This is a genomic window from Chitinophaga japonensis (assembly GCF_007830125.1).
Taxonomy (GTDB): domain Bacteria; phylum Bacteroidota; class Bacteroidia; order Chitinophagales; family Chitinophagaceae; genus Chitinophaga; species Chitinophaga japonensis.
This window is the reverse complement of sequence record NZ_VLLG01000007.1, coordinates 221191-235033: the sequence shown is the minus strand read 5'-3', so window position 1 is coordinate 235033 and position 13843 is coordinate 221191. Positions and strand designations below refer to the sequence as shown.

Genomic DNA, 13843 nt, shown 5'->3' with positions numbered 1-13843 from the left:
CCGCATTGTTATGAACTTTATCAGATTACTAAAATACAGGTCAGGTAGCTTTTTTTTGCTGATTGCCTTGCTGGGAATTATAAACAGCCTGGTATTCGGCAGTATTATGGTGTTTATCAACAATGTGATTGCAGGCGTGGGTCTACCCTTTGCTTTACTGCCGCAAAGTTGGTTGTACGGTCTCCTGCTGCTTGTATCATTTATATTGAACAAGACTTTCCAGACCTGTATTGCCAGGCTGACCAACAGCATCGTATACGAATATGAATCCGCCGTTATCGATAAACTGCGGGTATCCACATTCGAATCTTTCGAGAAGCTGGGGGCGCAAAGAGTATATACCGCCATACAGGATACCCGTCTGCTGGCACAGTTGCCCTCCAATTTTGTGAACGCAGTGAATTCGGTAGTGATCATTTTTTGTGGAGTGGCTTACATGTGCTGGCTTTCCTGGAAGGGAGGGGCGTTGATACTGTTGTTCATGACTTTGTTGCTGATTTTTTATCTGGCCAGGAACAGCGCTATAGAAAAACAGTTGAACCAGGTGCGCGACCTGCAGAATGACTATCACCGCTACCTGCGCGATTTCCTGAATGGTTTCCGGGAAATAAAGATGAGCCTTCAGCGCAACAACAACATTTACGAGCATTACCTGAAACATACCTTGCATCGTGCTAGGGTGCTGAATGACCGGACTTCAATACGCTATCTTATCAACGAGCTTACGGGCAACTACAGTTGGTATATTGTACTGGGGCTGATCCTGTTTATAATGCCGCAGGTGCTTACCATACCGGCCGCGCGTATTACGGCATTTGTGGTCACCATTCTGTATATAATGGGCCCGCTTGCCACATTGATCTCCTCCTTTCCATTTTTTACCCGCCTCAAAATTGCAGTTGAAAGGATTGAAGGGCTGGAAAGGGAAATAGATACTTACCCGCAGTACGACCTCGAAAAAGAAACGGTTTCCTTCCCGGAAAATTTCAGGGACATTGTATTCAACAACGTAGGCTATGAGTATAAAGATGCCGGGGGCAAACCTCTGTTTGAGGTAGGCCCGTTTAACCTGTCTATCAGGAAAGGAGAAGTAATATTTATTACCGGCGGTAACGGCAGCGGTAAAAGTACCTTTATCAACCTGCTGACCGGCATCTATATGCCTACGCAGGGCAACCTGCTTTACAACGGGCAGCAGTTGGTAATGAACAGCTATCCCTGGTACAGCAACCGCCTTTCCGCCATTTTTACCGGTGCTTACCTTTTCAATGAGAATTACGACGGGTTTGACCTGGAAGAAGACAACCGGGTATTGCAAAAGTATATTCGGATGATGGAACTGGAGTCTATTGTGCGTTTCGATTCCGCCAGGAAAACTATTGATAACAAACTGTCTATGGGACAGCGCAAGCGCCTGGCGCTGATCTATGCGCTGATGGAGAACAGGGACGTAATAGTGTTGGACGAATGGGCTGCTGAGCAGGACCCTGTTTTCCGGGCATATTTCTATGAGCAGATTATACCTGTGCTGAAGCAGATGAAGAAAACAGTGATTGCTGTAACGCACGACGATAAATATTACGGGCAGGCCGACCGCATCCTGCATTTTGATTATGGCAGGGTTATAAAAGATATAAAGGTGCAGCCGGTTGCCCATTCCGCACTTGCAAAATAAGAAGCTATGAACGTTTTTTCCATTCCCTTTGCTGGTGGCAGCGTTTATTCATTAAAGCCTTTTGATATGTATATGCCGGAAGGGATACGCTGGATACCATTGGAGCCGCCTGGCAGGGGCAGACGGATACGGGAGCCGCTTATCAGGGACCTGCATATGATGGCGAAGGATATCTTTGACCAGATCCGGTCTGCGCTGCAGGAACCTTATGCTATTTACGGGCACAGCATGGGCGCGATGCTGGCATACCTGGTTACGCGGCAGGTGCTGGCAGCCGGGCTGCCGCCTCCCCGCCAGCTTTTTTTGTCAGGTTGCGGCGCCCCCTGTAGTAAGTTAAATCAGCCCGGCAGGCACAAGCTGCCCAAAGAAGCATTCTGGCAGGCGCTCCGGGAACTGGGCGGCAGCCCTCCTGAAATACTGGAAGATGAGGAGCTGCAGCATTTTTTCGAACCCATTCTGAGAGCGGATTTTGAAGCCATCGAAAAGTACTGCTACCAGGAGGTAGCGCCGTTTGATATACCGATTATCGCTATGATCGGTTACGAAGAATTTGTAACCCGGGAGGAAGTAGCACTATGGCAAATGGAAACAACGGCCCCGGTTGAGGTTGTCACCTTTCCCGGCAATCACTTTTTCATTTTTGACCGTGCATATGAGATAGCGCGGCTGATCAAAAAAAGTTTAAACCTTACAATCGTTTAATTATGAAAAACAGGCTTTTATATCTGAAACCGAATGTTGTAATAGAACCGCTCTATTTCAGGTGGTATGCCTGGTCGCACCTGGTTTCGCCCGCCACGGCTGCCATGAACATTACCGGCCGGCACCTGAAGATCATGGATTCTTATATACAGGCGCCCGGCATCCATGCAGCGGCGGCCAGGAACCCCAAGCTGCTGGGCGGCCCTTTTATGGATTATAAGACCAACCGCGTAGAGGAGATTAAGCAGTTGCGGGAGGAAACGAAGGAGAGGGGTGCCCTGCAACTGGAATTTGCAGCCGCAGTAAAGGAACTGGACAGCCTGCTGAAGCAGTATGAAAAAGGCGTTTCACTGGAGCCGCTTTATGAAAAGGTGCCGGATATCCTGAAAGGCTACGTGGAACTGGTATACGACCTGAACAATAACCCATCCTTCCGCTTTATTGAGGCCCTGCTGTATAAAAGCCCCCTGTACGATGAAGGTTTGCAAAGCATTTCCATGTGGATCACGGAAAATGATGAAAGGCCTTTTGTGCTCAGCACCCCACGGCTGGAGGAAGAAAACGTGCTGAATCTGCAGATACCCTTCCGGCACCCGTTCATCGACGCTATATCCCGTATGAAGCGGGAGCCGTCTACCATGGAGGCGTTAATGGAAATAGTGGATTTCGAGATAAGCGATCCGCAACTGTTTGAGTCATTCTTTACGGAAACGCCCCCTGTACCATACGCTCCCTATACGGGAGACAGGATCAGGATGCGATACTTCGGGCATGCCTGCATACTGGTGGAAACCAGTAATACTTCCATACTTGTAGATCCCTTGATCAGCTATTACGGCTACCAGCACGAAGTAGAAAGGTTTTCCGATATTGATCTTCCCGACCAGATCGATTATGTGCTTATCACGCATAATCACCAGGACCATATTCTTTTTGAAACATTGTTACCCCTGCGGCATAAGATAAAACACCTGGTGATACCTAAAACCACTTCAGGCGCTATGCAGGATCCCTGCCTGAAACTGATGTTCAAGGAGGTAGGGTTTAACAATGTTATTGAGATCGGTAACCTGGAAGAGATCACGCTGGGGGACTGCACTATTACCGGTATTCCTTTCATAGGCGAGCACTGCGATCTGAATATCAATACCAAAAGCTGCTACCATGTAAGGGCGGACGGGTTTTCCGTATTGTTCTGCGCAGATTCCTGCAATGTAGAGCCGCGACTGTACCAGCATGTACAGCAGATCATCGGCGATGTGGATGTGTTGTTCCTCGGCATGGAATGTGATGGTGCGCCGCTTACCTGGCTGTATGGCCCCCTGCTTACAGAAGAGCTTTCGCGGGAAAAGGATTTCTCCCGACGCCTGGCTGGTTCCGACTTCCAACGAGGCATCAACTTGGTGAAGGCGCTGTCGCCCGCGGAGGTGTACGTATATGCCATGGGACTGGAACCATGGCTGGAATTCATCAGCAGCATCCGTTATGACGAGCGGGCCAACCCCATTGTGGCATCCAACAAACTGATAGCCGAATGCCAGAAAATGGGCATTGTAGCCGAACGGCTGTTTGGTGAAAAGGAGCTGCTCTATGAATCCGTTTTGGTTTAACCTGAAATCTCTCTTTTATGGTGTACGTTTATTACTGCAAAAACAGCCCGTTACCGGTGGGCGTTTATCGCTCCTGGCTGCAGAGAATGCCGGACCCGTTTGTACGCCGGCTGAACAGGCTGGCGCACCGGCATGATGCACAGGCAAGCCTGTTGGGGCGCATGCTGCTGCTGTATGCGCTCCAAAACCTTGGTTACCGGCATCTTAGCCTGCATGACATCCGGTTCACCGCATACCAGCGACCCTACTTTGAGCACACCGACCTTGACTTCAATATCTCGCATTCAGGCAATTATGTGATCTGCGCAATAGCGGAGCATAATAAAATAGGGATAGATATCGAGGAAGTGAAGCCGGTATGCCTGGATGATTTTGAAACCCTGTTTTCTGAGGCGGAACTGCTGGAAATACGCCGGGATCCCTGCCTGGAACAGGATGCTTTTTACAGCCTGTGGACTCAGAAAGAAGCGCTGGTAAAAGCGGAAGGCTCCGGGTTGAACTTCCCGGTGCGTGATATTGTTGTACAAAATGGCAGCGCTGTGCTTTCCGGGACCACCTGGCATTTATGTGATCTGGACCTGGTGGAGGGGTATAAGACCCACCTGGCAATGCAAATGACTGGAAATAATACGGTTACGATAAACCCTTTGCGTATGGTGGATATGCTGGAGGCATAACCGCCCTTTTTGTACTTATAAAATACCCTTTGGTGTAACAGTTTTCAGCCCCGTCCCATATCAGGCTAAGTTTGGGCAGTAATCTTTACCTCAAATAATTGTTATTATGCAAATTTTATATAATATAAAGATGCCCGTCTTTCTGCTGGCATATATGCTATTAGCCCTGCAGGGTATCGTACAGGCCCGGCAAGCGGTTACCGGGCCGGGGCTGAAGGGCCGGCTGTCTGGTCCTGAAGGAACAGCGCTGGAATTTGCTACGGTAAGCCTGCTGCAGGCATCGGACACTTCCGTGGTAAAAACAGTGGTGAGCGACGCCGGAGGCGTGTTCAATTTCGGTACAATCCCGGCTGGCAGTTATATCCTCCACGTATCCCTTATTGGGTACAAACCGCTGAGGAAACCCCTGGAGCTGAAGGGAGCCGCTACCGCCCCGGTTGACCTGGGCAACCTGGTGCTGGAGCAAAGCATCCGCAATATAAAGGAAGTGGTGGTAGCCGGTAAAAAGCCCCTGATCGAGCGTAAGCTCGACAAAACGGTTATGAATATCGAGAACAGCCTGCTGGCCACCGGCAGCACTGCCTTCGAGCTGTTGCAGCTCGCCCCGGGTGTGACCATTACCAACAACGATAAGGTACAGTTGAACGGAAAAAGCAGCCCCCTTATTATGATAGACGGGAAGCCTACTTATCTTTCCGCTGCCCAGGTAAGCAATATCCTGAAAAGCATGCCTTCCAATACCATATCGGAGATAGAGATCATCAGCCAGCCATCAGCAAAATACGATGCGGCCGGCACTGCCGGGATCATTAATGTCAAGACAAAGCAGAACAGGAAAGTAGGCTTTAACGGTACTGTTACCGGTGGTGCAGGCTATGGCCGCCGGGAAAAGTACAGGGGCGGCGTCAACCTGAACTACAAGGGCGAGAAGATCAACCTTACAGGAGACTACACCTATTCCTTTAACCATTCTGTAAGAACGCTGGATATTGATCGCGATGTACGCCTGTCAGGCGTACGTACCCTCTTTGACCGTTCCGGCGATACTCACAATGAACTGGGCGCCCATAACTACAAGGCAGGGCTGGTGTACTTTATTAACAAGGATCATGCAGTGGGCCTGCAGTTGATGGGATATGCCAATGATCAGCGCACCAATTCGGATAACACTACCAATATATTCAGTGAAAAGCAGAAGCTGGACTCTATGATGACCTCCCGTGCGAATGAAAAGTCCGGTTTCAACAACATAGGAGGCAATTTCAACTACCGTGGCAAGCTGGACACGCTGGGCCGTGAGCTGGCCTTTGATGCAGATTATTCCAGGTTCAGGAACAATGTAAACCGGTATTTTATCAATACCTTGTACGACAGTCAGGGCGTCAACATTGGCACACCGGACCAGGTGCGTAATTACTTCCCTACCGAAGTAGAGATAGTGGCGCTAAAGGCAGACCTGGTATACCCGCTGGCCAAGAAGATCAAAATAGAGGCCGGCGCCAAGACAAGCTTTGTGTCTACAGATAATGACGCCCGCTATGATTCCCTGCTGAACGGGGAATGGAAGCCCTCCCTTTCCCAGACCAATCATTTTATTTACAAGGAAAATGTTAATGCCGGCTACCTGAACTTCAGCAAAGAATGGAGCAAAACCAGCCTGCAGGCTGGGGTAAGGGTGGAACAAACCAATTCCGACGGACATTCCGTTACACTGGATAGCCGTACTAAACGCTCCTATACCAACCTGTTTCCCAGTTTATTCCTCAGCCGTAAGTTGTCTGCGGATAACACGCTGATGTTTTCCTACAGCAAGCGTATTGAGCGGCCCAGCTACCAGGATCTGAACCCCTTTCGGTTCTATGACGACCGTTACACATTCCGGGAAGGCAATCCATACTTAAAACCGGCTTACACACATTCATTCGAGATGACCTATTCATGGAAAAATGAAGTGACCGTTGTGGCTCGCTATGGCCTTACAAACGACGTGATTGCAGAAGACCTGCAACAGGACGACAGCACGAATGTTACCAAATCATTCCTGCGTAACCTGGAGCAGTTGCGCACCATGTCTGTAAGCCTTTCCTATTCAAAGGATGTTACAGACTGGTGGACCACTGACAATACCATTACCTTTAATCGCAGTCAGTATGTAGACGATAACGAAGGTATTTACAGAAACTTCCATAATTATGATTTCAATATCAATATCTATCAGTCTTTCAGGCTGGCAAAAGACCTGTACGCTGATATAGGCGGTTTCTACCTGTCGCCCTGGCTATATGGATTCATCAAAGCGGAGGCACAGTACAAACTAGACATTGGCCTGAAGAAGAACCTCTGGAACAAGAAGGGCAGCATCAGGCTCCGGGTGAGTGATGTGTTCTATACCAACCGCTTCAAAGGCAAAGCCGTGTACAATAACGTAGATGTAGCTATTCATAACCGCTTCGAGAGTCGGGTAGCTTTTGTCACATTTACATATCTATTCGGCAATACCAAGCTGAAAGTGGCCAAACGTAATGATAGTGCTACCAGAGAAGAAAAAGAACGTGTAAAAAAGGAAAACCAGTAGTACAAAATATACTAACCCCATCTTTAAATTCCCTGGGAGCAGTTGCCTGCTTCCAGGGATGCTTTCTCTTACAATAAATTGCTGTTTTATGAATATGGTATTTAAAATATGCCGTATGACAGGTGTGGGAGCCTGCATACTGGCATATCAATTGGCTTTTGGCGCGCCCCGGGGAGACACGCTGCCGCAGGTTGCGCAACTGGTGCATACGCGCCTTGATATATCGTTTGACTATCCACACCATCTTGTATTGGGGAAAGCGTGGATTACATTGCAACCCACGCAGGAACAGCAGGATTCCCTGATACTGGATGCCAAAAGCATGCAGGTGGCGACCGTAGCTTTGCAGCGCGATACCGGGAAACAGCTCCTTCCTTTCTCATATGATGGCTGGCAGTTGCGCATAAAGCTGGATAAAAGGTATAGCTACAGGAAAGCATACACGGTATATGTGGAATATACTGCTATGCCCGATTCGCTGAAAACGACTGCTGCCGGCCCGGTGCAAACAAATAAAGGTATATATTTTGTCTCAGCGGGAAAAGACAGTACCGGTCAGCTCTACCAGGTATGGACACAGGGCGAAACATCCGGCGCTTCTTCCTGGTTTCCTACTATCGACCAGCCTGACCAGCGCAGCACTTCAGAAATCAGCATCACCATGCCAGCACCTTACATATCCTTGTCAAACGGTGTGTTAAGCAGCCGGCAGCAGCACCCGGATGGTTCACATACAGAAACCTGGATCATGTCTGACCCGCATGCGCCTTATCTTTTTATGCTGGCTGTTGGTAAATTTGAGAAGTATCATGACAGTTGGAACGGGATGGCTGTTGACTATTACATGGAGCCTGGATACATCGCTTATGCAAAGGAAATATTCGGCCGTACCCCGCAAATGATCGGCTATTTTTCTGAAAAGATCGGGTACAGGTTTCCCTGGCCCAAGTACGCGCAGATTGTGGTAAAGGATTATTTCTCCGGGGGGATGGAGAATACCAGCGCCACGCTCTTTGGCGACCTGTTACGCAGAAAGCCGCGTGCGCTTATCGGTGACGAGGAAGCGAAGTGGATCATTCCACACGAGCTTTTCCATCAATGGTTTGGCGACCTGGTTACTTGTGAACAGTGGTCGCAGTTGGCGCTTAATGAGTCCTTTGCAAATTTCGGTGAGGTGCTTTGGGGAGAGTATGCCTATGGTAAAGATGCAGCGCACCATCATGCCTATGAAGCGATGCTGAAGTATTTTCAGCAATGCAGGGAAGGAAAAGATCATCCCCTGATCTATAATGACTACAGGGAGGAAAGCCAACTGTTTGATGCGGTTACCTATGAAAAGGGCGGTTGCATACTTGGTATGCTTCGCGCGCTGGTAGGAGAAAAGGCGTTCTTTGGCGCGCTGAGCAATTACCTGAAAGTCAACGCATTTAAAGCAGTGAATGCCAATGACCTCCGCACAGCCTTTGAGAATGAGACCGGCCGTGACCTGAAATGGTTCTGGGACCAGTGGTTTTACCGGAAGGGATATCCCGTGCTGGACATCTCTTATCGCTATAATGACCTGGAAAGCTCCGTAGCCGTAACAATCAGGCAGGAGCAGGAGGAAGACATATTCATACTGCCCCTGAAGATAGATATATATACAGGGGGGGAAACGGCTACACAGGAAATTATTGTAAACCGGCGCTTACAGACCTTTATCATTCCCTACCCGAACAAGCATGCAAGGCCCCTACTCGTAAATGTAGATGCTGACAAGCAACTGATCTGCAAAAAAACAGACAGGAAATCGTTGGAAGCATTTATCTACCAATACCGGCGCGGGCGCAATTACCTGGACAGGAGAGAGGCGCTGAAAGCGTGCCTGCTTGCCCAGGATACCAGCGCACGAGCCAGGGCGTTTCTCTATACCGGGTTAAAAGATGCCAATGATGGATTGAGAAAGCTGGTGATACAGTTTATGAACATAGATAATGCAGCTATCCGTAATACCTATGCAGCCACAATTGATAGCCTGGCGCGCTATGATACGGAGGCGCTGGTACGCCAGGCAGCGATAAAGAAACTCAGAAGCCTGAATGACCCTGCCTATACGAACCTTTTCATCAGGTCATTGCAGGACTCTTCCTATAATGTGGTGGCATCCTCCCTTATTGCGCTGAACCGCCTGGACCGGCAGTTGGCTACCCGGCATATGACGCCTTTCCTGGAAGATAATGAAATGGCCAGCACTATACTGGATATCTACCTTTCCAACGAAGACCCGAAAGACAATCGTTCCTTCCTGGAAATAATCGCCCGGCAGAACGAACGGCAGCAGCAGGGTTACCTGGTAAAGTACCTGCGTTACCTGGCTACGCTGAATGATGCGGATACTATCGCGGCAGGGCTTGAAGAGTTCCAGCGGATTGTAATGGGGATAGACGCCCGGTTTATGGACCAGCCGGGTATGCTGGGCAACCTGGAGCTGCTGGCGGAGTTCAAGCTGGACCTGATAAAAAAGACTGCCAGCAAAAGTGTACGGTCTTCCCTGGAAAAGCAGGTGGCCAGCATTCGTTCCGCTATCAATCATCTCTCCGCTAATATGAACTAACATTTTTATTTCATTGCTTCAAACATTCTTCCTATGGCTTTGAACATAATCGGTATTTCCGCCCTTTACCATGATTCCGCCTGCTGTCTTGTGCAGGATGGCAAGCTGAAATTTGCGGCAGAAGAGGAACGGTTTTCCAGGATAAAGGCGGACGACGCCATTCCCCGCATGGCGCTGAAATATTGCCTCAAAGAGGCGGGGCTCCATATCGGAGACATCGACTGTATTGCATTTTATGAAGATCCGCGCAAAAAGCTCGGACGGCAGCTATGGAGCGGCATATGGGACCGCTCTGCCATTTTACGCAAAAAATTCCGTCCGCGTTGGGTAGAACGCGAAATACGCGACATACTGGGATATGAAGGCAACATTGAGTTTTTTGACCACCACCTGTCCCACGCAGCCAGCAGTTACCACTATTCCGGTTTTGACAATGCAGCCATCATGACGGTAGATGGAGTAGGCGAGTGGGCTACTACTACCTATGGCATGGGCCTGGGTAGCAATATTGACCTCTGGGAAGAGGTGAGCTACCCCCATTCCCTGGGATTGCTGTACAGCACCCTGACCAACTATCTCGGTTTTGAAGTGAATGAAGGAGAGTACAAGGTAATGGGCCTTGCGCCCTACGGAACCCCCCGCTATTTGCGGCAGGTACGGGAGCTGGTGACAATTCTGGATGATGGCCAGTATGCGCTTAATATGGAATACTTCGATTTCCTGGAAGAAGAAAGGATGTTCACCGACAAGCTGGCCGTACTGTTCGGCAAGCCTGCCAGGACACGCAGCATACCGGTAGATCAGGATCATATGGACATTGCCCGCAGTCTGCAGGTAGTGCTGGAAGAAATACTGATTAATAAAGCATTGTACCTGCATCGCAAAACCGGCAGCCCCAATCTCTGTATGGCCGGTGGGGTGGCGCTCAACTGTGTGGCCAACGGTAAGATCATTAAAAACACACCGTTTAAGCATCTGTTCGTACAGCCTGCGGCTAATGATGCAGGCGGTGCGCTGGGAGCGGCCAGCCTGGCTTACACGAAGTACAGCGGGCAGCTCATGCAGCAGGATAAACTGTCGCATGTTTATCTGGGTCCCCGCTTTGGAACGGCTGTTATCCGGCAGATGCTGGAAGCTACCTCCCTGCGCTTTCACAGTTTTGAAGGCAATCCCGAAAAGCTCCTCAAAGCAACAGCCGCCCGTATTGCCGACGGCAAGGTAATTGGCTGGTTCCACGGCAGGATGGAGTTTGGACCACGTTCGCTGGGGGCGAGGTCAATCCTGGCGGACCCCCGGGACGCCGGCATGCGTGACAAGATCAATGCCATGGTGAAAAAGCGGGAAGGCTTCCGGCCTTTTGCCCCCGCCGCCCTGGATAGCGAGTATAAAAAGCATTTCGATATCGACCATGAATCTCCTTTCATGCTGGAAACCTGCCAGGTGATCTCCCCGATAGACCTTCCGGCCATAACGCATGTAGACGGATCTGCCAGGCTGCAGACAGTAAGCTACAACACCAATCCACGGTTTCACGCCCTGCTGGAGGCCTTTTATGCGCTTACCGGCTGTCCCATTCTGCTGAATACCTCTTTCAATGTAAAGGGAGAACCTATTGTATGTACGCCGGAAGACGCGCTTAATTGCTTCATTGGCACCAACATAGATGCATTGGTGCTGGAAGACTTTATCATAGACCGTGATGAGAACGAACTGGACATACTGGAATGGATGGCGGGTGTGATGACCACGAAATACGCGGCAGCACGCAATACTTATACATTCATCTGAAAAACTGCAACTATGAAAGCAACAGGAGTACAAAAAAAGCAGGCAAATGATCTGGCGGCCCTGCTATACGGACAGGATGATCCCTGCCTGTCCGACCAGGTAAAATCTCTGGCGGCAGCATTGGGTATAGGACAATTGCCTGGTATTGAAAACGGGGAGACAGCAAGCTATTTGACGTCTGATGATCGGGCGCCGGGAGATAATGGGACCCTGCCTGGCAGGATAGGTATATGGAACCTGGCAACGGAAAACGGGGAGGAGATCTATATACGCGATCAGGGCGCCCGTATGGATTGGTGGCTGTGGGCCAAGGTACATCAGTTCCCTGCCAGGCCGGCTCCCGGCAGGAAGCGGGTGGTGCTGTTGGGTGAATCCGTGGCAAGGGGCTATCTCTATGATCCTTTTTACACAGTGGCACAGGAGCTGGAAGCGCAGCTCAACCGGGTGGCGCCCGGGGGGCTGGAGGCTGAGGTGCTGGACCTGGCCCGCACAGACCTGTCGCTACCCATGTTAAAGAACATTCTGGCCGAGTGTGTATCCCTGCGGCCTGATGCCATTGTAATTTTTGCCGGTAATAACTGGTTGCATACCATGAAAGAGACCTTTGGCCCTGCGGACTATCAGCAGCTATGTCACCTGCTGGACCGTGGCAGCCTACAGGAAGTAGGCGCATTGCTGGAAGGCCGGTTCAGGGAATTGGTGACCAGCTTCCTGGAGTTTGCCGGTGGTATTTCTCTCCAATCCGGCGTGCCGGTGGTTTTTATGATACCGGAGTTTAACCTGGATGACTGGACCAGCAATCCGCTGGAAAAAAATGTCACCCGCCTGAATAACAATGGCGCGGCCAAATGGGTATCGTTGGTGGAAAGCGGGGAGGAGGCTTTATTACGAAAAGATTTTACTGCGCTGGAAGACATTGCCGCGCGTATGATAACCCTGGACATTACACATCCGTTGGGTTATGAATGGAAAGCCGCCTGCAGGAAAGCTGCCGGTGATTGGCCCGCCGCCAGGACGATGATGGAAAAGGCACGGGATACCGCTATCTACGGCCGTGCAGAAACCAAGCCCCGCTGCCTGGCCGTAGTCAGGAATACGATCCTGGAGCAGGCTCCTGCAAACGGGATCACCGTGGTAGATCTGCCGGCGGTATTCAAGGACAGTTGTCCCGATTCGCTGCCTGGGCGCCACTTCTTTCTTGACTATTGCCACCTTACAGTGCAGGGCATTAAAGTGGCTGTACGGCAAACCGCGGCAACGGTGGCTGGCGTGCTGCTGGGCAGGGAGGTAGCAGTTGTACTGGACGACAGCGGCCTCTATCCCGGTGATGAAGCGATAGCGGTAGCACATGTGGCCGCAGCGGTACATAATGCCCATTATGGCCAGCCGGCGCCGGTGCTGCACTATCATTGCAGCCGGGCCGCTGAAGTAGCAGACCTGACCAGGGACTTCATGCGCAATTTTGTTGATTTCTCTACTCGCAGACTGCAGACTTCGCTTTGCAAAACCCATGAAGAGGTGGTGAGCAGTGGCGTATTTACCCAGTACGAAGGAGGTCTGGGGTTTATTCATGATCGCAAAAAAAAACTGCTGGATGTTGCACTGGTAGATGCCATGGTAGCCGTAGCATCAAGCCCTGCGGAAAAGTTGGCGGAAAAGATGCTGCTGCTCCGTGTGGCCGAACATATGCCGGCGGCAGATTATGATGTGAACCTGCTGGAGGCCTGCTATGCCACTACCAGTTATGATGAATTTAACCTGGAAATACAGGAAAGAAATTACTACCAGGCCAGGAGTCACCGTTCCGATTTTACTTTTGTGGCAGACGGCCGCTCCGTCTTCAGCGCTACCATAACAGGGAGGATACCAGGCTGCACCCGGGGCGTACAAGAGGTGCGCATACTGGTAAATGGCCGGTTGCTGGAAACCGTTGCACTGCAGAACCAATGGAGAACGATATCCATACAACTGCCCGCCGGCCCGCTGACCCGGGAAGGCGTGAACACCATTTCCCTGCATTGGCCTGCGCCTGAAGAGCACCGGCCTGCTGCGCCCGCTTCCATACAAACGCCAATGGAGTTCCTTGATTTTATGTATCCGGTATGGGGGGAAATCTATGCTTTTGATCTCAGAAAGGCAGCAGATGATAATGGCCTGTTTGCAAATAATAACGCCCCCGGTTATACGGAGGCGTTACAGGCTTCTTTATAAATGCAAGGCTGC

At 50.4% G+C, this 13843-nt stretch carries 8 protein-coding genes; all 8 read left to right on the top strand.

Translation table 11 applies throughout. The features are described from left to right. The first annotated feature begins 10 nt into the window (after positions 1-10). Positions 11-1675: a cyclic peptide export ABC transporter gene (locus LX66_RS26900; RefSeq protein WP_145719297.1), complete on the top strand. Its 1665-nt coding sequence runs from the start codon at positions 11-13 to the stop codon at positions 1673-1675. 6 nt (positions 1676-1681) lie between these two features. Then, positions 1682-2377: a thioesterase II family protein gene (locus LX66_RS26895; RefSeq protein ID WP_145719295.1), complete on the top strand. Its 696-nt coding sequence runs from the start codon at positions 1682-1684 to the stop codon at positions 2375-2377. A 2-nt stretch (positions 2378-2379) separates the two neighbouring features. Further along, positions 2380-3987 (top strand): MBL fold metallo-hydrolase, encoded by a 1608-nt coding sequence (locus tag LX66_RS26890; RefSeq protein WP_145719293.1) that lies wholly within the window; start codon positions 2380-2382, stop codon positions 3985-3987. A gap of 17 nt (positions 3988-4004) precedes the next feature. Beyond that, positions 4005-4664, top strand: coding sequence for a 4'-phosphopantetheinyl transferase family protein (locus LX66_RS26885; RefSeq protein WP_145719291.1), 660 nt, complete (start codon positions 4005-4007; stop codon positions 4662-4664). Between the two features lie 130 nt (positions 4665-4794). Continuing rightward, positions 4795-7239, top strand: a complete 2445-nt coding sequence (locus LX66_RS26880; protein ID WP_158642778.1) for an outer membrane beta-barrel protein — start codon at positions 4795-4797, stop codon at positions 7237-7239. 115 nt (positions 7240-7354) lie between these two features. Further along, entirely contained in the window at positions 7355-9832 is a 2478-nt protein-coding gene (locus LX66_RS26875; RefSeq protein WP_158642777.1) for a M1 family metallopeptidase, read from the top strand. A gap of 33 nt (positions 9833-9865) precedes the next feature. Further along, positions 9866-11620 (top strand): carbamoyltransferase family protein, encoded by a 1755-nt coding sequence (locus tag LX66_RS26870; protein ID WP_145719285.1) that lies wholly within the window; start codon positions 9866-9868, stop codon positions 11618-11620. Between the two features lie 12 nt (positions 11621-11632). After that, on the top strand, positions 11633-13831 hold the full coding sequence (locus LX66_RS26865; RefSeq protein WP_145719283.1) for a hypothetical protein: 2199 nt from the start codon (positions 11633-11635) through the stop codon (positions 13829-13831). Positions 13832-13843 lie beyond the last annotated feature (12 nt).

Excerpts from the sequence above, each read along its gene's own strand:
- LX66_RS26900 (WP_145719297.1), top strand. The coding sequence starts at position 11 with ATGAACTTTATCAGATTACTAAAATACAGGTCAGGTAGCTTTTTTTTG.
- LX66_RS26895 (WP_145719295.1), top strand. The coding sequence starts at position 1,682 with ATGAACGTTTTTTCCATTCCCTTTGCTGGTGGCAGCGTTTATTCATTA.
- LX66_RS26890 (WP_145719293.1), top strand. The coding sequence starts at position 2,380 with ATGAAAAACAGGCTTTTATATCTGAAACCGAATGTTGTAATAGAACCG.
- LX66_RS26885 (WP_145719291.1), top strand. The coding sequence starts at position 4,005 with ATGGTGTACGTTTATTACTGCAAAAACAGCCCGTTACCGGTGGGCGTT.
- LX66_RS26880 (WP_158642778.1), top strand. The coding sequence starts at position 4,795 with ATGCCCGTCTTTCTGCTGGCATATATGCTATTAGCCCTGCAGGGTATC.
- LX66_RS26875 (WP_158642777.1), top strand. The coding sequence starts at position 7,355 with ATGACAGGTGTGGGAGCCTGCATACTGGCATATCAATTGGCTTTTGGC.
- LX66_RS26870 (WP_145719285.1), top strand. The coding sequence starts at position 9,866 with ATGGCTTTGAACATAATCGGTATTTCCGCCCTTTACCATGATTCCGCC.
- LX66_RS26865 (WP_145719283.1), top strand. The coding sequence starts at position 11,633 with ATGAAAGCAACAGGAGTACAAAAAAAGCAGGCAAATGATCTGGCGGCC.